Annotated in this window: 17 protein-coding genes; 6 read left to right on the top strand and 11 right to left on the bottom strand. The window is 68.0% G+C overall.

What is annotated here, in order from left to right:
- Positions 1 to 119: 119 nt before the first annotated feature.
- The 9 genes from OP497_RS16755 to metG form a co-directional block, all read right to left on the bottom strand.
- Positions 120 to 2846 carry a sensor histidine kinase gene (locus OP497_RS16755; RefSeq protein ID WP_280550489.1) on the bottom strand — a complete coding sequence of 909 codons (2727 nt, stop codon included), beginning with the start codon at positions 2844 to 2846 and terminating at the stop codon, positions 120 to 122.
- A gap of 23 nt (positions 2847 to 2869) precedes the next feature.
- Positions 2870 to 3058: a hypothetical protein gene (locus tag OP497_RS16750; RefSeq protein ID WP_280550491.1), complete on the bottom strand. Its 189-nt coding sequence runs from the start codon at positions 3056 to 3058 to the stop codon at positions 2870 to 2872.
- Positions 3059 to 3060: 2 nt separating this feature from the next.
- Positions 3061 to 5130 carry an exonuclease domain-containing protein gene (locus OP497_RS16745; RefSeq protein ID WP_280550488.1) on the bottom strand — a complete coding sequence of 690 codons (2070 nt, stop codon included), beginning with the start codon at positions 5128 to 5130 and terminating at the stop codon, positions 3061 to 3063.
- On the bottom strand, positions 5130 to 5501 hold the full coding sequence (locus OP497_RS16740; RefSeq protein ID WP_280550485.1) for a response regulator: 372 nt from the start codon (positions 5499 to 5501) through the stop codon (positions 5130 to 5132). Before OP497_RS16740 ends, OP497_RS16745 begins: the two co-directional genes overlap by 1 nt.
- A 264-nt stretch (positions 5502 to 5765) precedes the next feature.
- Positions 5766 to 6035, bottom strand: a complete 270-nt coding sequence (locus OP497_RS16735; protein ID WP_280550483.1) for a hypothetical protein — start codon at positions 6033 to 6035, stop codon at positions 5766 to 5768.
- 79 nt (positions 6036 to 6114) lie between these two features.
- Entirely contained in the window at positions 6115 to 6870 is a 756-nt protein-coding gene (locus tag OP497_RS16730) for a YdcF family protein (RefSeq protein ID WP_280550480.1), read from the bottom strand.
- A gap of 124 nt (positions 6871 to 6994) precedes the next feature.
- On the bottom strand, positions 6995 to 7630 hold the full coding sequence (gene nth / locus OP497_RS16725) for an endonuclease III (RefSeq protein ID WP_280550479.1): 636 nt from the start codon (positions 7628 to 7630) through the stop codon (positions 6995 to 6997).
- A gap of 160 nt (positions 7631 to 7790) precedes the next feature.
- A complete protein-coding gene (locus tag OP497_RS16720; protein WP_280550477.1) occupies positions 7791 to 8588 on the bottom strand; it encodes an RnfABCDGE type electron transport complex subunit B in 798 nt (265 codons plus the stop codon).
- 9 nt (positions 8589 to 8597) lie between these two features.
- Positions 8598 to 10640 carry a methionine--tRNA ligase gene (metG, locus tag OP497_RS16715; RefSeq protein WP_280550476.1) on the bottom strand — a complete coding sequence of 681 codons (2043 nt, stop codon included), beginning with the start codon at positions 10638 to 10640 and terminating at the stop codon, positions 8598 to 8600.
- Between the two features lie 496 nt (positions 10641 to 11136).
- Here metG and OP497_RS16710 point away from each other — a divergent pair, with 496 nt between their 5' ends.
- Positions 11137 to 11514, top strand: coding sequence for a hypothetical protein (locus OP497_RS16710; protein ID WP_280550473.1), 378 nt, complete (start codon positions 11137 to 11139; stop codon positions 11512 to 11514).
- Between the two features lie 233 nt (positions 11515 to 11747).
- Here the strand turns inward: OP497_RS16710 and thiI are convergent, their stop codons facing one another.
- Both thiI and OP497_RS16700 read right to left on the bottom strand, forming a co-directional pair.
- Positions 11748 to 13223: a tRNA uracil 4-sulfurtransferase ThiI gene (gene thiI / locus OP497_RS16705; RefSeq protein WP_280550471.1), complete on the bottom strand. Its 1476-nt coding sequence runs from the start codon at positions 13221 to 13223 to the stop codon at positions 11748 to 11750.
- A 153-nt stretch (positions 13224 to 13376) separates the two neighbouring features.
- Positions 13377 to 13658 (bottom strand): hypothetical protein, encoded by a 282-nt coding sequence (locus OP497_RS16700; RefSeq protein WP_280550469.1) that lies wholly within the window; start codon positions 13656 to 13658, stop codon positions 13377 to 13379.
- A gap of 437 nt (positions 13659 to 14095) precedes the next feature.
- On the opposite strand from OP497_RS16700, the gene OP497_RS16695 reads away from it, so the two are divergent.
- From OP497_RS16695 to OP497_RS16675, 5 genes are all read left to right on the top strand, one after another.
- On the top strand, positions 14096 to 16003 hold the full coding sequence (locus tag OP497_RS16695; protein WP_280550467.1) for a TolC family outer membrane protein: 1908 nt from the start codon (positions 14096 to 14098) through the stop codon (positions 16001 to 16003).
- Between the two features lie 91 nt (positions 16004 to 16094).
- Positions 16095 to 18266 carry a type I secretion system permease/ATPase gene (locus OP497_RS16690; protein ID WP_280550465.1) on the top strand — a complete coding sequence of 724 codons (2172 nt, stop codon included), beginning with the start codon at positions 16095 to 16097 and terminating at the stop codon, positions 18264 to 18266.
- Positions 18266 to 19693, top strand: coding sequence for an HlyD family type I secretion periplasmic adaptor subunit (locus OP497_RS16685; protein WP_280550463.1), 1428 nt, complete (start codon positions 18266 to 18268; stop codon positions 19691 to 19693). The genes OP497_RS16690 and OP497_RS16685 overlap by 1 nt, the downstream gene beginning before the upstream one ends.
- Positions 19693 to 20298, top strand: a complete 606-nt coding sequence (locus OP497_RS16680) for a response regulator transcription factor (protein ID WP_280550462.1) — start codon at positions 19693 to 19695, stop codon at positions 20296 to 20298. Before OP497_RS16685 ends, OP497_RS16680 begins: the two co-directional genes overlap by 1 nt.
- A 167-nt stretch (positions 20299 to 20465) precedes the next feature.
- Positions 20466 to 22092 (top strand): retention module-containing protein (locus tag OP497_RS16675; protein ID WP_280550460.1); only part of this gene is annotated, 1627 nt, incomplete at its 3' end.

Genomic DNA, 22092 nt, shown 5'->3' with positions numbered 1-22092 from the left:
TCAGATAGCTTAGCTTCAGCTATGCGTCTTACGGATTACTTATTTCTGCTTACGGCTTACGGCTTACGGCTTACGGCTTACGGCTTACGGCTTACGGCTTACGGCTTACGGCTTACGCCTTACGCCGGCGCTTCCGGCAACTCCATCACCAGGCAGGCACCGCCCAGCCGCGGCGCCTCCTCGACCCACAGTCGCCCCCCCAGGTGGGCAACGATGCCGCGGCTGATGGGCAAGCCCAGGCCGCTGCCGCGGGGGCGACCGCGGGCCTCGCCACCGTCCTGTCGCTGGATCTGGTGGAACTTCTCGAAGACCCGCTCACGCTCGTCCTCGGCGATGCCGGGGCCGTTGTCCTCCACGGCGAGGCGGTAGTGATCCTTGTAGCGCTCGAGGCGCAGCAGTACCTGCGGGTCGTCGTCGTCGGCAAACTTGCCGGCATTGTCGAGCAGGTTGATGATCACCTGTTCCAGACGGTCCGGATCGCCGATGACCGTCGCGGTCTCCGGCACGATCTCGACCTCCAGGGTCACCCCGCGGTTCTCCTGCAGTCGGTGCACCGCATCCACGCCGTGGCGGGCCAGGGTCACCAGGTCCAGGCGCCGGGGCTCCAGGGTCAGGCGGCCGCTCTCGAGTCTTGCCAGGTCGAGGATCTCCTCGATCAGCCTCGAGAGCCGCTGGCTCTCGCGCACCACCACGTCGAGGAAGTGGTGGCGCTTCTCGTCGGGCAGGTCGCTGCTGTCGCGCAGGATCTCGGCAAAGGCGCGAATCGAGGTGAGGGGCGTGCGCAACTCGTGACTGACCATGGCCACGAACTCGTCCTTGAGGCGGTCGAGCTCGCGCAGGCGCTCGTTGGCCGCGCGCAGCTCCTCGCTGGTGCGTGCCAGCTCCCGGGACTTCTGTTCCAGGCGACGGTTGACCTCCAGGGTCTCGGAGGTGGTGTCGAGGATGCTGAGGATCGATTCCAGGTTCAAGGCCTCGCCGCGCACCACCGAGTCGATCAGTACCCGCGCCGAGGCGCTGCCCAGCGAACCGGCCAGGGCCTGTTCGGCGCGGGCGGTCAGCCCCGGCGGCGCGGGCTGGCTGTCGTCGGCTTCGTCGGGGTGGGTGGCGAAGACGCGGGCGGTGGCGGCGCCCCCCAGGTAGCGATCGAGCAGGGCGCGCAGTTCGCCACGCGTGGTCTGGCCCTGCCACAGCGAGGTCTGCACCAGGCCGGGGTGCATGGCCTCGGTGAACAACGCCGCCTGGGTCTGCTCCAGCGGTGACTGGCGGGTGAACAGCGAGATGCCCACCAGCAGGCCGACATTGGCGGCCAGGCTCCACAGCAGCGAGTGGGTATAGATGTCCCAGCCCTCGAGCCCGAACAGCGCATAGGGCCTCAGCCAGGCGAGCCCCCAGGGGCCCCGGTCGAGGAAGCCGGCCTCCAGCCAGCCGGACTGGGCAAAGCCCGGGATCAGCAGGGTCCAGGCCCAGATCAGGAAGCCTGCGCTCATGCCCAGTCCGGCCCCCAGTCGGTTGGCGCCCCGCCAGTACAGGCCGATCAGCAGCGCCGGGGCGAACTGGCAGGCGGCGGCGAAGGAGACCAGGCCGATGGTCACCAGGCTGTAGGCGTCGCCGATCAGCGCATGGTAGAGGTAGCCGAGCAGCAGGATCAGCAGGATGGCCACTCGGCGGATGCGCAGCAGCCAGCCGGCGAGCTCGCCCCGGGTGCTCAGGTGGAGGTGGCGCGAGCGCAGCAACAGCGGCATCACCAGCTGATTGCTGACCATGGTCGACAGGGCGATGGTCTCGACGATCATCATGCCGGTGGCGGCCGAGAGTCCGCCGATGAAGACCAGCAGCGGCAGCCCATCGAGCCCGGCCGAGAGGGGCAGGGTGAGCACGAAGCTGTCCGGGTCGCCGCTGGCGTCGCCCAGCAGCAGCCCGGCCAGGGCGATGGGGATCACGAACAGGTTGATCACCAGCAGGTAGAGCGGGAATAGCCAGCTGGCGCGCTTGAGGTGTCGCTCGTCGACATTCTCGACCACCAGCACCTGGAACTGCCGCGGCAGGGTGAGAAAGGCCAGGAAGGCCAGCACCAGCATGCCCACCCAGCCCAGGGCACCGCCGGGCACGGCCTCCAGGCTCATCAACCGGGTCAGTTCGGGCATGGCGCCGACCCGGGCGAAGAGCTCCGCCGGGCCGTTGAAGAGCACGAACACGGTGAAGACCCCCACCGAGAGGAAGGCCACCAGCTTGACCAGCGACTCGAAGGCGATGGCCGCCACCATGCCCTCGTGGCGCTCGCTGGCGTCCAGGTGGCGCGTGCCGAAGAGGATGATGAATACCGCCAGTACCAGGGCGACCCAGAATGACTTGTCGGCCCAGAAGCTCTCGTCGGCCAGGCGCAGCTCGGCGGCCTGGGGGTAGTTGACCAGCACCGCGTGGCTGACGGTGATGGCCTTGAGCTGCAGGGCGATATAGGGAGTGATGCCGATCAGGGCGATCAGCGCCACCAGCGCCCCCAGGCTCGAGCTCTTGCCGTAGCGGGCGCTGATGAAGTCGGCGATGGAGGTGATGCGCTGGGCACTGGCGATGCGCACCATCTTGCGGATCACGAAGGGGGCCATCAGCATCGCCAGGGTCGGGCCTAGGTAGATCAGCAGGAAGCTGGGGCCATACTGGGCCGCGCGGCCGACGCTGCCGTAGAAGGTCCAGGCGGTGCAGTAGACGGCAATGGAGAGCGCATAGACGGTGGGCGACCCGATCAGCGAGCGCCCCTGCTCGGCGCGGCGATCCCCCCAGGCGGCGATGATGAAGAGCAGCGCCAGGTAGCCGAAGGCCACGGTCAGGACCACGACGCTGCTTCTCATGGCGTGTCAGCCTGCATCCGGGGTCACTCCTCGTGATGGTGTTCCATCAGCCAGGCCATCAGGGCGATTACCGCGGCCCAGGCCAGGAACAGGTAGGCCACCAGCCAGGCGGGGGCCGTCGGGGCATGGTCGGCGATCAGCAGCAGGGGCGGGGAGAACAGCAGGGCCGCCAGTACGATCAGCGCGACCAGGCGCTCCTTCAGGCGCGGCATGTTCACGAGGCGAAGGCGTCCTGCTTGTCGAAGGCGCTGGCCTGCAGCGCCAGCGCCTGCTCCAGCGTCTCGATGCCACGCGCCTCCAGCCGGGGCAGCAGCGAGAGCCACAGCTCCGCGGTGACCCGGGCGTCGCCCAGGGCAGTGTGGCGGGTGCCGGGCGGGAAGCTCAGGTCATAGCGGTCGGCCAGGCTGTCCAGGTCATGGCCGTCGAGGCTGTCGTCGAGTGCCCGGGAGAGCAGCAGGGTGTCGAGCACCGGCATGTCGAACGCGATGCCGCCGCCGGGGGGCTGGATGGCCAGCAGGTCGAAGGCGGCGTTGTGGGCCAGGATCACCGCTTCACCGATGTAGTCGCGAAAGCGCGGCAGGGCCACGTTGAGCGGGGGGCCCCCGGCCACGTCGTCATCGGTGATGCCATGGATGGCGGTGCTGGCCGGCGGGATGGGCCGTCCCGGGTCGACCCGCAGGTCGAAGGTGTCGCTGGCCAGCAGTCGCGCATTGACGATGCGGCAGGCGCCGATGCTGACCACGGTGTCGCCGCGGCGCAGCTCCAGCCCGGTGGTCTCGGTGTCGAAGGCCACGACCTCCAGGGTCTTCAGGGGCCGGGCCGCCAGTTCGGCATCCGGCGGGGGCATGTCGGCGATGCCGAAGTCGTGGAATTCCGGGCGCGGCGGGGTGCGCGGGCGCGGCGCGCCGACCCGCTCGGTGGCCGGCAACGGTAGGCGCAGGCGGGCATGCTCGCCGTCCTCGTCGGCGATGCTCCAGGCATCGCTGGTGTGCTGGCGCAGCACGTCGCCGACCCGGGGGGCCAGGGGCAGGGCGTCCAGGCGCTCGGCGCGCCACTCGTCCAGTATCTTCTCGCCCAGCGGGCGCCCGCGCCAGATGAGGTCCAGGTAGACCCGGCGGTTGCCCAGGCACACCTCGCCCTCCAGCGTGGCCTGGCCGGAATGCGCTGCCAGGCGAGGGAGCAGCGAGTCGAGCAGCGCCAACAGGGCCGGGGCGTCGCCCTTCAGCCAGGCGGGCATGCCGATGGGGGTGATGCGCAGCGACGCGTTGCCCTGGCGCTCGCCGAGGGCCGCCCAGAGATCATTGGACCACAGCGGGACCAGGCGCTCGCCCTCGCGGTGCATGTCCTCCATCAGCCGGCCCATGCGCTCGAGCTGGGCGGCCAGCGCCCGGCTCTCCTCGTCGATCACCGCCTCGAGGCGCTTCCCGAGCTCGCCGGCCGCGGCATCGTCGCGCACGCCGACCAGGGCGTCGGCGGCACTGGTCAGGCTGGCGCTGTGGCGGCGCAGTACCGGCAGCATCTCGGCGATGTCGGCACGGGCCCCCATCTCGCTGGTCCAGGCCGCCGTGGTGTCGGTCAGGGTCAGCAGCGTCTCGTGGTGGCTGTCGGGGACGCGGCGCAGCACCACGTGCAGCCAGCGCTCGTCGCAGGGCACCAGAATCTCCCGCGGCGCCCCGTCGTCGGGCAGCTGGCTCAGCGCATCCGCCAGGCTGGAGATCGGCAGCAGGGCGTCGAGTCGCTTGCCGAGCCCCAGGCCGGGATGGCCCTCGAACAGCGTCTCGGCGGCCTGGTTGAACAGCAGCACCCGCCGGTGGTGGTCGCAGAGCAGCAGTGGCGTGTCGAGGACCTGGAGCAGGGTCTCGAGTTCCTGGCGGATGCGGGCGGCACTGCGCGCGCCCTCGGCATGGGCGGTCGCCAGGCGCTCGCGGTCGGCCCGCCAGGCCTCGCGAACTCGCATCAGGTCGGGGCCGAGCCCCCGCAGCCAGCCCTCGGGCGGGTAGTCCTGGCGGGCATCCGGGTTGGCCACCAGGCGGGCCAGCTGGACCTGCAGGTGTCGCAGCGGGGTGAACAGCTGGCGCTCGAGCAGCAGGCCGACCAGGAAGATGGTGCCGCCCCCGGAGAAGCAGCCCAGCCACAGCAGCAGCCGCGCCGTGCCCTCGAGACCAGCGAGGCCGTCCAGCCACAGCGCGAACACGGCGCCGCCGAAGATACTGATGCCGCTGAGCAGCAGCCACAGGCCGATCAGCCGCTGGCGGCGGGGCAGGCGGGAGCCATGCTTGGCCATCAGGACACCTCGGCGAGCAACGTCTTGACCTTCTCGACCAGCGCCTGGGTCGAGAAGGGCTTGGTGACGTAGTCGTCGGCGCCCAGGGCCAGGCCCTTCTCGCGCTCCACCTCGCGCCCATGAGCCGTGAGCATGATGATCGGCAGCCGGGCATGGGCGGGGTCGTTGCGCAGGCGCTCGAGGACGTCGAAGCCGCTGATGCCGGGCAGGCTGATGTCCAGTAGCACCAGGTCCGGGGGCGACTCGGCGATGCACGACAGGGCACTCTCGCCATCCTCGGCGGTGTCTACCTGGAAACCGGCCTGCTGCATCAGGAATTCCAGGGACAGGACGATGTTGGGTTCGTCGTCCACCACCAGCACCTTGGCCATGGTGCCCTCCTATGAGTGTGCGGTCGTTTATGCATGGTTACCGATCAGTCTAGTGGCCGGCCGGGTGGTGGCAAAGACGACCTTGGCAGGAGGCGCACGAGCGCTACCGTTTCTGGCTGCATCATGCCGATGGCTCCGCCATGCCACCGCTGGTGATGCGTCTGGTGTTCGCCTCGCTCGGCAAGCCCCCGGTACCGGCGCTGGCCCGGCCCCTCGGCCGGCTCTTCGCCCGAGGGGGTGGAGCAGCAGTTGCTGGGGCCGTGGCTACTTGCGGTGCCACCCGCGTCTCGGACCCAGCGGCCCCAGCCACAGCCAGACCTGCAGGATCACCAGCACCGGCAGCCACCAGGCCGGCGCGCCGGTTACCCAGTTGAGCACCAGGTGGATGAAGAAGGCGGTGATGCCGGCGACGAGGCCCACCAGCGGGAAGAGCAGGGGGCGTTCGCGGCCGGGCCAGCGCGTCAGCCGGCACAGCGAGCCGACAAGGGCACCGAAGGCGGCGGCCAGGGAGAAGGGAATCAGCAGGTCCAGCATGTCGAGCCTCGTGTCGAGAAGACGGAACGTAGCGGCCAGCCTAGCGCCTCAAGGCAGGCATGGCGCTTCGACATTGGGGTCAGTCACCGCGTCGCAGCAGGTGGTTGCGCAGGGCCAGTTCGGCCCGCCCCAGCCACTCGTGCAGGGCGCGGCTGCTCTGGTGGAGGTGGTAGGCACGCGGGATAATGGCCTGAATACCCGGCGGTGGGGCGCTTGCGAATTCGGTCGGCGCGGCCGTGACGGACAGGCCGGCGCGCTCGAATTCCGACACCGCCCTCGGCAGGTGCCAGGCCTGGGAGACCAGCGCGACATGCTCGATACCCTCGCCCCCCAGCATCTCGGCGGTGTAGCGGGCGTTCTCGGCGGTATTGCGGCTGCGCCCCTCCATCCAGCGCACGGGCACCTCGAAGACGTCGCGCAGCGCCGCCGCCATCAGGCTCGCCTCGGCGCTGTACTCGTCATGCACGCGCCCGCCGCTGACCAGAATCGGCAGCCGGGTCTCTCGGTGCAAGTGGGCGCCATAGGCCAGCCGGCGCCAGCTGGCATTGGAGGGGGTATCGCCCCAGCCGAACTCCGGCGAGGCGTAGTCGCGTCCGCCACCGAGGATCACGATGGCCTGGGCCTGGCGAAGCTGGGCGGGGCTGGCAAGGGCCGGTGGTTCCAGCCCCTGGCGCAGGGCGTGGCTCACCAGCGGGGTGGAGAGGGCCAGCAGGCTGGCCAGCCCCAGGGTGACCAGCAGGCCGCCGCTCAGCCGGCGAGCGCCCAGGACCAGGCCGGCGAGGATCAGCAGGGCATTGATCACGGGCGGCAGCAGGAGATACTTCAGGGCTTCCATGGGCGGGTCTCGTTGGCGGTCATGCGGCTAGTGAACCAGCCGGCGGGCACTTGTGCCAGCCAGAGCGCTCACTCCGGCGGGTCGCGAGGCATGCGGCGCCGCGGCAGGCCAGCGTGGGCGCCGGTCACAGCTCGGTCTTCTCCGGGTACTCGCAGAGGTCCTCGATGATGCAGCTACCGCAGCGGGGCTTGCGCGCCAGGCAAGTGTAGCGCCCATGGAGGATCAGCCAGTGGTGGGCATCCTGGCGGAACTCTTTCGGCACATGGCGCAGCAGCTTCCTCTCGACCTCGACCACGTCCTTGCCCCTGGCGATCCCGGTGCGGTTGGCCACGCGGAAGATATGGGTATCCACGGCGATGGTGGGCTCGCCGAAGGCGGTGTTGAGGATCACGTTGGCGGTCTTGCGGCCGACGCCCGGCAGGGCCTCCAGGGCCTTGCGGGTGCGGGGTACCTCATCGCCGTGCTGCTCGACCAGGATCCGGCAGGTCTTCATCAGGTTCTCGGCCTTGGTGTTGTAAAGGCCGATGGTCCGGATGTGCGCCTTGAGGCCGTCGAGGCCCAGCTCAAGGATCGCCTGGGGCGTGTTGGCCACCGGGAAGAGCCGGGCGGTGGCCTTGTTCACCCCCACGTCGGTGGCCTGGGCCGAGAGCAACACGGCGGCGAGCAACTCGAAGGGGGTCGTCCAGTTCAGCTCGGTGGTCGGCTCGGGGTTGTGGTCGCGCAGCCGCGCGAAGATCTCGTGGCGTTTCTGGGCGTTCATGGCGTTCCCTAGCGAGGGGGCGCCGGGGGCAGGCCGAAGAGGAGGTCCTATGCCAGGGATGGCATCGGTAGCGCCCAGGGAAGGGTTTACAGCGCCTCCTCGCAGGCCTGCCGCCGGATCAGCCCCGAGCGGTAAGCAGTCAGTCCAAGTCTCGAATCATTTAAGAGCGCTTAGCGCCTTCCAGCGCCTTTCGCGCTTCAGCAAGCAGCCGGCTGGCACTGTCGACCTGCCCCCGGGCCGCCTCGAGCGCGCTGGCCTCGCCCTGGCGCTCGGCGTGGGCCAGCTGCTGCCTGGCCCGGCGCAGGGCCTGTTCGGCGGCGTTGACGGCCATCTGACCCTGGCGCTGCGGGCCCGGGCCGGCAGCGCTGCCCGGCCCCGACCGCTGGCGCTGCCGAATCAGCCGCTTCTGGCGCTCCACGCGCCTCTCCCGGGCCTCCCGGGCCAGGCGCTGCTGGCGGGCGCGATGGCGGCGACGACCCAGCGTGGCGCGGCGTGCCAGGTAGGCGTCGCGCTCTTGATGGGTTTCGGCGGCTTCCCAGGCGGGGTGAGGCAGCAGGTCGATGCAGTCCACGGGGCAGGGCGCCACGCACAGCTCGCAGCCGGTGCATTCATCGACGATGACCGTGTGCATGCGCTTGGATGCCCCCAGGATGGCATCCACCGGGCAGGCCTGGAGGCACTTGGTGCAGCCGATGCACTCGGCCTCGCGGATCCACGCCACCAGCGGTGGCTGGGCGGGCTCGGCCAGTGGCTGCGGCGCGCGACCGGTCAGCGCCGCCAGTCGCGCCACGGTGACGTCGCCGCCGGGTGGGCAGCGATTGATGGCCTCGCCGTCGACGATGGCCTCGGCATAGGGGCGACAGCCGGGCTGGCCGCACTTGCCGCACTGGGTCTGGGGCAGCTCGGTATCGATGACCTCGATCAGCGCGGCCCGGGGGCGGGCATCGGTCTCCGTCACGGCGGCGCCTCAGCGCACCCGCTGGCCCGGCTCGGCGCCGGAATCGGGGCCGAGCAGATAGATGCCGTCGTCGTTGCCGGCGGCGAGCACCATGCCCTCGGACACGCCGAAGCGCATCTTGCGCGGCGCCAGGTTGGCGACCATCACCGTCAGCCGTCCCTCCAGGGCCTCCGGGGCATAGGCGGCACGGATGCCGGCGAAGACGGTGCGGGTCTCGCCGCCCAGGTCCAGGGTCAGCTTGAGCAGCTTGTCGGCCTTCTCGACATACTCCGCCTGGGCGATGCGGGCGATGCGCAGGTCGACCCTGGCGAAGTCGTCGAAGCCGATCTCGTCACCAATGGGCTCCTCGGCCAGGGGGCCCTTCGCCGTCTCCTTGAGTTTCTGTTCTTCCACCAGGTCCTCCTTCGATGCCGCCATCATGGCATCGATCTTGTCACGCTCCACACGGGTCATCAGCGGCTTGAACTTGGCGATCTCGTGGTCCACCAGCAGGGTGTGGCGGCTGTGCCAGTCGAGGGTGTCGAGCCCGAGGAAGGCGCGGGCCTGCTCGGCCATGGCCGGCACGACCGGCGCCAGGTAGACCATCAGCTGGCGGAACAGGTTGATGCCTACCGAGCAGATCTCCAGCACCTCCTGTTCGCGGCCCGGCTGCTTGGCCAGCACCCAGGGCTCGGCCTCGGCGATGTAGGTGTTGGCCTCGTCGGCCAGCTCCATCACGCGGCGCATGGCGCGGCCGAACTCGCGGGCCTCGAAGTCCTCGGCGATGGCGTCACCCGCGGCGATGAAGCGCGCCACCCTCTCGGGCTGGCTGCAGTGGCCGGCGAGGCGAGAGCCGCCGAGCTTCTTGACGAAGCCGGCGCAGCGGCTGGCGATGTTGACCACCTTGCCCACCAGATCGCTGTTCACCCGTGCCGCGAAGTCCTCGAGGTTGAGGTCCAGATCGTCGACCCGCGAGGTCAGCTTGGCGGCGAAGTAGTAGCGCAGGTACTCGGGGTTGAGGTGGTCGGCATAGGTCGCGGCCTTGATGAAGGTGCCGCGCGACTTCGACATCTTGGCGCCGTTCACCGTGACGAAGCCATGGCAGTTGACCGCCGTGGGTGTCCGGAAATCGGCGCCGTGCAGCATGGCCGGCCAGAACAGGGCGTGGAAGTAGACGATGTCCTTGCCGATGAAGTGATAGACCTCGGCGTCGGAGTCGAGTGCCCAGTAGGCGTCGAAGTCCATCCCCTTGCGGTCGCACAGGTTCTGGAAGCTGGCCAGGTAGCCGATCGGGGCGTCGAGCCAGACGTAGAAGTACTTGCCTGGCGCGTCGGGGATCTCGAAGCCGAAGTAGGGGGCATCGCGGGAGATGTCCCACTCGTTGAAGCCCGACTCGAACCACTCCATCAGCTTGTTGCGGATCTGCGGCTGGACATGGTCATCGTCGATCCAGGCCTTCAGGAAGTCGGCGAAGTCCGGTAGCTTGAAGAAGAAATGGGTGGAGCTTCTCACCTCGGGCGCGGCACCGGAGATCGCCGAGACCGGCTCGATCAGCTCCGCCGGCGTGTAGGTGGCGCCGCAGGCCTCGCAGTTGTCGCCGTACTGCTCCTCGGCCTTGCACTTCGGGCAGGTGCCCTTGATGAAGCGGTCGGCCAGGAACAGGCCCTTCACCGGGTCGAACATCTGCTCGATATCGCGAGTGGCGATATGCCCCTTGTCGCGCAGCCGAGTGTAGATCAGCTCGCTGAAGTGGCGGTTCTCCGGGGAATGGGTCGAGTGATAGTTGTCGAAGGCCACCCCGAAGCGGGAGAAGTCGGTCTGGTGGTCGCGGGAGACCCGTTCGATCAGCGCCTCGGAGGTGATGCCCTCCTGCTCTGCACGCAGCATGATGGCCGTGCCGTGGGCATCGTCGGCACACACGTAGTGGCACTCATGCCCGCGGCTCTTCTGGAAGCGCACCCAGATGTCGGTCTGGATGTACTCCAGCAGGTGGCCCAGGTGGATGGCACCGTTGGCGTAGGGCAGGGCGCTGGTGACCAGGATCTTGCGCGAGGCGCGGGCGGTGTTCGACATGGCGGCTCAGGGTATCCTGTTGAAAATCAGGCCACGATTGTAGCCATCTTCGCGCATGGCTGCATCCGCGCCGAGCGCCCCGCCGACCCGGAGAAGCGCGTCGAGGATCTCGGCTCCTACTGCGTCGAGGTCAGCGAGACCTGGAACGCCCACGGCACCACCCCGGACGGCAAGAGTCTCTGGGCCAAGGACACCGCGCGCCGCGTGGTGCCCTGCGAGTGAGCAATCACCCGTCCCATGCCCCGCATGGGCCGGAACCTTTTGGCCTCCCGACATCAGTGATGCTTCCGCCGATTGCCCGCCCCATCCCGAGGCTGGCGGGGTGTGGTTGGGCGAATTCACGACAAGATAACGTCGTGCCAAAATTGTCTCACCGCGTGGGGTGGCCGCCGCTACACTCAAGAGCGTACTAAATCCTTCGTTCTTGAGGGTGTTAAAGATGTCAACCGCTAATCAAGTGTCCAGGGATCACTCGACTCCCGAAGTGACCCCCGAAATGACTCACGCGGCGCCTCACTCTACCGTCACCGCTTTGCCGGCGGGTGTCGCCGAGGCCTCGCAGCCGGTGTTCGACTGGTGGATGCATCATTGGATGGACGCCTCGCATCCGCTGGCCAGGCTGCAGCGTGCCTGGATGGAATCCGTGCTCGAGGCCGTAGAGGTCGAGGCCGAGTTCCTGAATGCCTACGCGATCTCGAATGCCAAGGTCTGGAGCTGTCTTGCCGATGCCAAGTCTCTCTCGGATTCCGCTTCCTTGCACAGCTGTTACCACGAGGTCGCCAAGGACATGGCCAACGCCCACCTCTCGCGTCTCGGTCGGGTGGCGGAACTCCCCGAGGACTTCCAGCAACGGCTCTGGGAAGAGATCTGCTAGCGGCTGAGCACCAGCAACCTGGCCAGGGTGGCCGGGCGATCACGGCTATCGACAGCGGCGGGCGGGGAAGGCGGTTGTCTTCCTCGCCCGTTTGCTCGTAGGGAGTGCCCGCCCATGTGCCACCCCGGCAAGATCCGCCTGCAGATGGCATCTTTTTGTAGTGTCGCCGGATGCCGGAAAAAGTGGCTCAGCCGGGCAGAGAACATCTCCGCGAGCGCCGCTCGTGCGGCGGCTCAGGAGGCGTAACGAAGCACGCCGAAGTGGGACATGCCGCGATCCATGAGGTGCAGCGCCTGCATGCGGCTCATCACCCCCTGGTCACAGTAGAGCAGGTAGTCGCGGTCGCCGGGCAGGGTCACTGCCTGGTCCTGCAGCTCGTAGAAGGGAATCGCCAGGCAGGGCACCTCGGGAAGCTCGAGCGGTGCTGCCTCGCGCTCGTCCGGGGGGCGGATGTCGATCACGCTGACCGCCGGCATCCGGGCCAGCGTGGCCAGCGAGTCGATGACGGTCACCTCGCCGGGTTGCCGCTGGCCCTCCAGCAGGCGGTTGGCGCGGGTCACGGTGGCGGCCTCGATGGCGGCATCGAGTACCGTGAAATCGAAGTCGGCCTCGGCGGCGAGCACCTTGTCGGTGGGCGCCCGGGTGTGGGGGCGGCGCGAGATGACCCCGCAGTATTCGGGCATCCGTTCGGCGAAGCGCGCCGTATCGATCCGGCGGGCCGTGTCGATGATCTCCTGCTTGTCCTCGGTGACCAGTGGGCGCAGGATCGGCAGCTTGCTGGCCGCGTCGATCAGCGCCAGGTTGGTGAGGGTCTGGCTGGAGACCTGGGCGATGGCGTCCCCGGTGACCAGTGCCGGGATGCCGGAGCGGGCGGCCACGCGGCTGGCCACCCGCACCATCATTCGCTTGAGAATCACCCCCATCAGGCCATCGGGAATGCTGCGCAGGATCTCCGCGACCACGCCCTCGAAGGGCACCGAGGTGAAGTCGACGTTGTGGGACGCGCTGTAGCGCTGCCAGAGGTGGTGGGTGACTTCCCGCACGCCGGTCTCGTGGGCCGGGCCGCCGAGGTTGAAGAACAGGTAGTGGGTCTTGATGCCGCGGCGCAGCATCCGCCAGGCCGCCACCGGCGAGTCGAACCCTCCCGAGACCAACGCCAGGGCCTGGCCCTGAACCCCCAGCGGGTAGCCTCCCAGGCCCGGCCGGCGCGAGCGGATCAGCTGCAGCCACCGGTGGGTCAGTTCCACCGACACCACGACCTCGGGGTGCTTCAGGTCGACCCGTGCCGAGGGCTCGGCCGCGAGCAGGGCGCTCCCCAGGTTGCGCTCGAGATCCATGGAGGAGAAGTCGTGGTCCCCCCGGCGCTTGGCCCGGACCCGGAAACGATGCCCGGCGATGGCCGCCTTCCAGTGCGGCACGATCCAGGCGGCGGCCTCGTCGAGTGAGGTGCAGCGCACCGTCTCGGTGGCCAGCACCTCGTGGATGCCGGGGATTCGGGTCAGGGTGTCCTCCATCTCCGCTATACGGCCGGCGGGAAGGGTGTCGGGCAGGCTCACGAGCAGAGCGTCCCAGCCGCTCTTGACGCGCACGCCTTCATCCAGCTGGCGCAGGGTGTTGCGCACATTGCTGGCCAGGCAGCGGATCATGTGCTGGCGGACGGAGCGGGACTTGATGGTGATCTCGGGGTGGAGCTTGAGCAGATAGGTCATTCGACAGGAACAGCAGCAACAATGTGCATCCATTCTATCAAGGGCGGGCTACCAAGGGCAGGCCCGGCCCCGTACTGGGGGTCGTGCAGGTCGCTGACGTTGCTCTCCCGGCTCTTGGCCGGGAGAGGGCAGGGTAGCGGGGCGGGCCGGGCGTCAGTAGAGCGCCTGCTCCTCCTTGACCACTTCCCTGAGCAGCTCAAGGAAGAGCCGGTCGGCCTCGGAGTGGTCCTGGGGATCCTCGGGGATGTGCACGCTGGTGGTGTCGGAGATCTCGTTGGCGATCCGCGCCATCACATCTCCCTCACCGGGCTCGCCGAGCTGGCGGCGGGTGATCTCCAGTGACTGCTCGAGGATCTTCGGGTCCTGCAGAAGTTTCTTGATGAAGCCCCGCAGCTCGTTGATCACGCGGGTCTTCTGGATTTCCGATGAGGCCATAGACGTTCTCCTTGGGTGACCATGCCGTTTCGGGGACCGGTCAGACGATACCACGTTTGCCGCCGGGCGTGGCTTGCCGGCGCGGTTGCCGTAGCGGCCGGGGCGGTGCCGCCTTGTCGGTCTTGTCCTACATCAAGCGTCGATCTTCTCCTGCCCGCTTAGCGCTCTTCAGCAGTGGACAAATTCTCTTGTTCGGTTACGCTGGATTACAAAGCGACACCTCATGAAATGGCATGAGGTGTCTGACGCTTTCGACCGATCCTGAGCCTGGCCGATGGGGCGCCTCGGGAGGGTCGACATAGGAAGTCGGGAAGGGATGCGCCATGGGACTGCGACGTCGACCCATGGGACCCGCCACAACAAGAAGATCATCTCATTTCCTGGCAGGTCTGGTTTTCAGAACACCGGGCCATTAGCCATCATGAAAGGGAACACCCATGAAACGCACGACTGACGCATCTAGCAGCCCCTTTGTTCGTCGCCTTGCTGGCTCTCTGGCTCTGGGGACTTCCCTGGCACTGCTGCCACTCGCTTCGGCCGTGGCACAGACGCTGCCGGCGGGACTGGCAGCCCCGGGAAGTGCCGACCTGCGCAAGGTGGTCCAGCAGGCGATCACGACCAACCCCGAAGTGCAGGCCGCATGGAGCAACTTTCGCGCTGCCGGTAATGATATCGGGGTGGCGCGCGGCAACTATCTGCCCAGCGTCGATGTCTCGGCCGCTATCGGGAGGGAAAACCGAGAACTCGACAGTCGCGGCAGCTACGACACCAGCTATGCTGAACTGACCATCACCCAGATGCTCTGGGACGGCTTCGCCACGGCCAGCGAGGTCGAACGCCTCGACCGCGCCGAGCTGGTGAGCTATTACGAGTTAATTGGGGCCAGCGAGAAGACCAGCCTGGAGGCGACTCGCGCCTACCTGGACGTGCAACGCTACCGCGAGTTGGTGCGCCTGGCCCAGGATAACTACCGTGAGCACCTGCGCGTCTACAACCAGATCGAGGCGCGCGTGATCTCCGGGGCGGGGCGTCGCGTCGACCTGGAGCAGATTAGCGGCCGCCTGGCGCTGGCTGAGTCGAATCTGATGACGGAGGCCTCCAACCTCCACGACGTGACCGCGCGCTATCAGCGTATCATCGGCGACCTGCCGGCGGAGAACCTGGCCCCGGCCCCGCAGATGGACGAGCGTCTGCCGGCGGATGTGAACCGGGCACTGGACCTGGCTTTCCAGGGCAACCCCGAGTTCCATGCCGCCATCGAGAACATCGAGGCCTCACGCGCCGAGCAGCGCGGGACCCGCTCGGCCTTCCAACCGCGCCTCGACCTGCGTGGCCGCACCGGCACCTACGAGAATGACAGCGGTAGCTTCGATGCACTCACCAATGGTGAACGCCGGGATCGCCACAGTATCGAGCTGGTGGCCAGCATGAACCTCTACAACGGCGGCAGTGACCTGGCTTCCTTCCGTGCCGCCAGCAATCGTGTCGAGCAGGCCGTGAATCTGCGCGAGAAGGCCTGCGTCGACGTGCGCCAGACCACCCAGATTGCCTACAACGATACCCAGCGCCTGCGCGAGCAGCTGCAGTACCTCAACGAGCATCGCCAGTCCATCGACCGGGTGCGGGGCGCCTACGCGCAGCAGTTTGACATCGGCCAACGTACCCTGCTCGACGTCCTGGACAGCGAGAACGAATATTTCGAGGCCAGTCGCGCCTACGCCAATGCCCGCTATGATGTGGCGCTGGCAGACGCTCGTACCTTGGCCGCCATGGGTCAGCTGATGCAGACGCTGGAGGTGCGTCGAGACGACCTGCCGACCCTGGCCGAGCTGGGCAGCGACGGGGTAGAGATCAACCCGGACGTGATCTGTCCGGCCCAAGGCCCTCAGGGCTTCACCCTGGCCGACTTCACCGGCGGCATCGAGGCCCCGGCCCGGGCGCCGGACGTCATTCTCTCGGCCGATGCCCTGTTCGAGATCAACAGTGCCGAGCTCTCCGCCGAGGCGCGTGGCGAGCTCGACGGCCTGGCGGCCGAGATCCGTGGCATGACCAACCTCGCCCGGGTGTTCATCGCCGGGCATGCCGATATCACTGGCTCCGATGCCATCAACGACCCGCTCTCCCAGGCGCGCGCTGACAGCGTGGCGGGCTACCTGGTGAGCCAGGGGGTCGAGCGGGGGCTGATCGAGACGCGCGGCTATGGCTCGCGGCAGCCGGTGGCCAGCAATGCCACGGTGGACGGACGCCGCCAGAACCGTCGCGTCGAGGTGACCCTGGAGCGTGTCGGCGAGAACCTGGATCTCAGCGGGAGCGCCTTCAATGGCAGCTATGCGGTGAGCGGCTGACCCATGACACCATCACGCCGGCAGGCGCGGTCTGCCGGCCTGTTTCGCCCTGCCGTGATCACGGCGGGGCGTATCGATTATCGAGGTGGTTGTGTCGCAGAAAGAAGATCTGGACCCGGGCCCGGGTCCCTCCCGGTCGGCGGTGCATGACGAGTTGCTCGAGTGCCTGCAGACCATCGCGCAGGTCCATGGCCATGCGGTCACGGCCGAGTCGCTGACCGCCGGCCTCCCCCTGGAGGAGGGGCGCCTGACCCCCGGTGTCTTTGCCCGCGCCGCGTCCCGTGCCGGGCTCACCGCCCGGATCATCCAGAGCCGCCTGGTGCAGCTCAATCCCGCCCTGTTCCCCGCCGTGCTGCTGCTCGAGCCGGGGCGGGCCTGCGTGCTGGTGGCCCTCGATCTCAAGGCACGCCGCGCCCGGGTGATCTTTCCCGAGCTGGGGGATGCCGAGACCGAGGTGAGCCTGGATGGCCTGCAGGCGAGCTACAGTGGTCAGGCCATCTACGTGCGGCCGCGCTTCCGCTTCGATGCCCGCGGGCCCGAGGTCAACCGGCAGCGTTCGCGCCACTGGTTCTGGGGTGTGATCCGCGAGAATCGCAAGCTCTATCGCGACGTTATCGCCGGCTCGGTAGTCATCAACCTCTTCGCGGTGGCGATGCCGCTGTTCGTGCTCAACGTCTACGACCGGGTGGTGCCCAACCACGCCACTGAGACGCTGTGGGTGCTCTCGGCGGGGATCTTCATCGTGCTCTGCTTCGACCTGGCGCTGCGACTGATGCGCAATGCCTTCGTCGACCTGGCGGCGAGTCGTGCCGACGTCAAGCTGTCGTCGTCGATCATGGCCCGGGTGCTGGGGCTGCGCATGGAGGCGCGACCGGCTTCCACCGGCTCCTTCGCGGCGACCCTGCAGTCCTTCGAGTCGGTACGCGCCTTCATCGGCTCGGCCACGGTGGTGGCCCTGGTCGACCTACCCTTCGTGCTGATGTTCGCGGCGATCATTGCGCTGATCGGCCCGCCGCTGGTCATCCCGGTGCTGGTGGGTATCGTCTTCGTGCTGCTCTATGCCATGGCCGCCCAGGGCAAGCTCCATGAGCTCTCCGAGACCACCTGGCGAGTAGGCGCCCAGCGCAACGCTACCCTGGTCGAATCGCTCTCGAACCTGGAGATGGTCAAGACGCTGCGGGCCGAGAGCCGCATCCAGGGGACCTGGGAGAAGGCCTCGGCCTTCCTGTCGCGCACCTCTGCCCAGCTGCGCCTGGTCAGCTCCTCGGTGTCCAGCGTGGCGCTATGGGCCCAGCACAGTGTCGCCGTGTGCGTGATCATCATCGGGGTCTACCAGATCATCGAGGGCAACCTGACCCAGGGGGGGCTGATCGCCGCCTACCTGCTGTCGTCGCGGGCCATGGCCCCGATCAGCCAGGCCGCGGCGCTGCTGGCGCAGTACCACCAGTCCTCCACGGCCCTGCAGTCGCTCAATGCGGTGATGGAGCGGCCGGTGGAACGCCCCGACGGCAAGACGTTCATCGACCGCCCGGTGGTGCGTGGTGAGATCCGTTTCGACAAGGTATCGCTGCGCTATCCCGAGGCGGAGCGCGAGGCACTGCATGACGTCTCGGTGACCATCGAGCCGGGCGAGCGGGTGGCCCTGCTGGGGCGCGTGGGCTGCGGCAAGACCACCCTCAACAAGCTGCTGCTGGGGCTCTACCAGCCCACCGCCGGGGCGGTGATGATCGACGACGTGGACATTCGGCAGTTCGATCCCCTGCAGCTGCGCCGCCATATCGGCTATGTGCCTCAGGATGTCAGCCTGTTTTTCGGCTCGTTGCGCGACAACATCATCGCCGGTGGTGGCAGCGACGGGGTCGATGACGAGGCACTGCTGCGCGCCATCAAGCTGAGCGGCCTCGACAGCCTGGTCAATGCGCATCCCCAGGGGGTCGACCTGCCGGTAGGCGAGCGCGGCCAGATGCTCTCCGGCGGCCAGCGCCAGTCCGTGGCCATCGCCCGGGCGCTGGTCCATGACCCGCGCATCCTGCTGCTCGACGAACCCACCAGCTCCATGGACCATGCCAGCGAGGAGGCCTTCAAGGCCAACCTCAAGGCCTACGGCCAGGGCAAGACCCTGATCGTCGTCACCCACCGCACCTCGTTGCTGTCGCTGGTCGATCGCATCCTGGTCATCGATGCCGGCAAGGTGGTCGCCGATGGCCCGCGGGACAAGGTGGTGGAAGCCCTGCGCAAGGGCCAGATCGGGAGGGCCAGCTGATGGCAGCCCCGGACAAGACCGCCGAGCAGCAGGGCTTCGAGGCCATCGGCCGCTTCTCCGAGGCGGGTGGCAGGCCCTTCCGGCCCTTCATCGACCGGCTCTTTGCCAAGCGCGTCACCGCGGCACACCTGAGCCGCGACTGGGCGAGCGACGCCGACTGGGCCCGCATCCAGCAGGACCCAATCCGCGCGCGCGGCTTCCTCTACGTGGTGGTGCTGGCCGTTGTCGCCCTGCTGGTGTGGGCCAGCTTCGCCTCCATCGACGAGGTGACCCGCGGCACGGGCCGGGTGATCCCCTCCAGCCAGCTGCAGCGGGTGCAGTCCTTCGATGGCGGGGTGGTCCAGGAGATCCTGGTCGAGGAGGGGCAACGCGTCGAGGCGGGGGAACTGCTGATGCGCATCGACCCCACTCGCTTCGTCTCCAACTTCCGCGAGAACCGGGCCAAGGCACAGTCCCTCCAGGCGCGTGCCGAGCGGCTACGCGCGCTGGCCACTGGTTCGCCGTTCAGCCCCTCGGACGAGCTGGTCGACAAGGCCCCCGAGATCGTCGACCAGGAGCGCGAGCTCTACCAGAACGGCCTCGACAAGCTGGCCGAGGAGAAGAGCATCCTGCAGGAGCGCCTCTCCCAGCGGCGCGCCGAGCTCGAGGAGGCCCAGTCTCGGCGTGACACCGCCGCCAGGGAGCTTTCCATGGCCAGTCAGGAGCTCAACCTCACCCGGCCGCTGCTGCAGTCCGGCGCCGTTTCCGAGGTCGAGGTGCTCAGGCTCCAGCGGGAGGTCTCCCGGGCCAGCGGCGATCGTGCCCAGGCCGCGTCCCAGGTGGAGCGCCTGCAGTCGGCGATCGAGGAGGCCCAGGCCCAGCTTCGCGAGGTGGAGCTGGACGCGCGAAACGAGTGGCGCAGCGAGCTCTCGCGGACGTTGGGCGAGCTGGCGGCCCTCGATGAATCCAGCACCGGCTTGCAGGATCGAGTGCGGCTGTCGGAGATCCGCTCGCCGGTGGAGGGCGTGATCCAGCGCCTGAATGTCACCACCCTTGGCGGCGTGGTCCAGCCGGGGCAGGAGGTGGTCGACATCGTGCCCACCGACGATGCCCTGCTGGTGGAGGCACGCATCGCCCCGCAGGACATCGCCTTCCTGCATCCCGGACAGCCGGCGACCATCAAACTCACCGCCTACGACTTCGCCATCTACGGTGGGCTCGAGGCCGAGCTCGACCACATCAGTGCCGATACCATCACCGACGACGAAGGCAACACCTTCTACCTGGTGCGGGTGCGCACGGCAGAAGACGCCCAGACGCATCAACGGCTGGACGTGATTCCGGGCATGACCGCCCAGGTGGACATCATGACGGGCAAGCGAACCGTGATGCAGTACCTGCTCAAACCCGTGCTGCGGGCTTGGGACAATTCCATGGGAGAACGATGATGGCACAGCTCTTTGTCTGTCACGGGCCTGACGAGAACCCGCGCTGGCGCGCAGCCTTCGGCGAGGCACGCCTGGTCATTCCACAGCAGGCGCGCGCCCAGGCTGGGCGCGGCGACGGCGTGTGGATCATGAGCAACCTCGAGGGGTGGCTGGGCTTGGTTACTCTGCTCGTCGGCCGCGGAGCTATCGTCAACGTACTAAGCTATGCGCCCAGCTCGCTGGAGGCCCTTCAGGCACTGAACGCTGGCGCCCGGGGCTATGCCCATGCCCTGTCGCCACCCGAGTTGCTGCGGCAGATGGAACTGGTGACTAGCCACCAGGGGATCTGGGTCCTGCCCGAGCTGTTGGCCCAGGTGATGGGCGGCGCCTACCGGGCCCTGGGGGGTGAGTCGCATCAGCAGGATGAGGCCCTCTCTGTGCTGACCCATCGCGAAAGGGCCGTAGCGCTGGCCGTGGCGGAGGGGCAGAGCAACAAGGAGGTCGCACGCCGGCTCGAGATCTCAGAACGGACCGTCAAGGCGCACCTCGGCGCCATCTTTCGCAAGCTCGGCGTGCGCGACCGGCTGCAGCTGATCCTTCGATTTGCCCAGCGGGAAGCCGTGTGAGACTCCGCGGCTCCTGACCATGCCGTTGGCTTGACGCATGTCAAAGGCAGGGCCCGTCCCTGCCCAAGAGTACAATATTCCTCCCCCGGCACCTGGCCTAGCCTAATGATATAAACCGTCCTTCCGTGGGCGGCATCACACGCGTTTCGTACGCAGGGAGTCATCTCATGACCATCGCAACCATCATCTCCATCAGCGGCCAGGCCTGGGCACGCGACGAGGCCGGCAATCTTCGCGAACTGCGGGTGGGTGACACCCTTCAGGAAGGCGAGACGCTCGTCACCTCGGACAATGGCCGGGTGCAACTCGACTTCGGGGACGGCCTTGACCCCACCGTGATCGACGGGGGGCAGGAGGTCGTCATGACTCCCGACCTCGATACCGAACAGCCGGTGGCTGCAGAGGATGCCAGCGTCCAGGATGCCGATCTCGAGGCTCTGCTCACGGCCCTCGATGAAGGCGAGGGGGATATTCTCGAAGACCTCGCTGCCACCGCGGCCGGTGCCGGGGGCGCCGGCGGTGAAGGCGGCGGGCACGACTTCGTGCGTCTTGCGCGGATCACCGAGAACGTCAATCCGCTTTCCTACGAGTACGGCCTGGCGTCCCTCGGCGCGATTCCCGATGTCGAAGGGCAAGCCATCGAGGAACTGGCGCCGGATGAGCCGGACTCCTTCCCGACCGTCGACACCATCGATCTCGACGGCGATGGCGACATGGTCTGGGAATCGGCCCTGCCGGAAACGGGCAGCGGCGGCGGCACCCTGACGACGTCGGGCACGTTCCAGATCGACACCGGCACCGACCTGCTGGCGCTTATCGAGGTGCAGGATGCCGCCGGCAACTGGATCGGGATCGGCGCGGACGGCACCCAGGTCACCGGCGCCTACGGCATCCTGACAGTGAATACCGACGGGAGCTGGTCCTACACCCTGACCCAGAGTGCCGACCACCCGGCGCAGGGCGAGACCGGCGAGGCCGACCAGCTGGCCGACACCTTTGCCGTGCGGGCGACCGACGATGATGGCGATGTTTCCGCGCCCGCCACGCTCGCCATAGATATCAACGACGATGCCCCGACGGCCCAAGATGACACGGCTAGCCTCCAGGAAGACGGCGAGATTGACGTCGTCAGCGGCAACGTGCTGGCCAATGACGCCTCGGGCGCCGATGCGCCGGCGAGCTTCGTGGGCTGGGGCGACAACAGCGCCGCCCTGGCCGAACTGGCCAAATACGGCACCCTGACACTGGACGCCAATGGGGATTACCGTTTCGAGCTGGACAACAGCGACCCCGACGTCCAGGCGCTGACCGCCAGCGACAGCATCAGCGAGACGCTGAGCTACACCATGCGCGATGCCGACGGTGACACCAGCCCGGCCAGCCTGACCATCACCATCAATGGCGCCGCGGACAGCGCCCAGGTCACGGTGTCCGGCGAGGGGGCCGACAGCACCGTCTATGAAGCCGGCCTGTCACCGGATGGCTCGGATGCCGCAAACGACAGCGAGACCGACACCGGCAGCTTCGGCGTCTCCGCCACCGATGGCATCGCCAGCGTTACGGTAGGGGGGACCACCTTCACCCTGGCCGAGCTGCAGACGTTCACCAGCGCCGCGCCGTCGTCGGTGATAGACACCGGGGAAGGCTCCCTGGTCATCACCGGCTACGACACCACTGACGGCCACCAGAGCGCGACCCTCAGCTATGCATACACCCTCGACGCGAGCCAGACGCACAGCGTCCAGGGCAATGATCGGGTGAGCGACAGCGTCGCGGTCTCGGTGAGCGGGACCG

This window comes from Halomonas sp. 11-S5 (assembly GCF_029889825.1).
Lineage (GTDB): Bacteria > Pseudomonadota > Gammaproteobacteria > Pseudomonadales > Halomonadaceae > Halomonas.
Note: the sequence above shows the minus strand (reverse complement) of the source record. Positions and strands in the feature narration are given on the sequence as shown.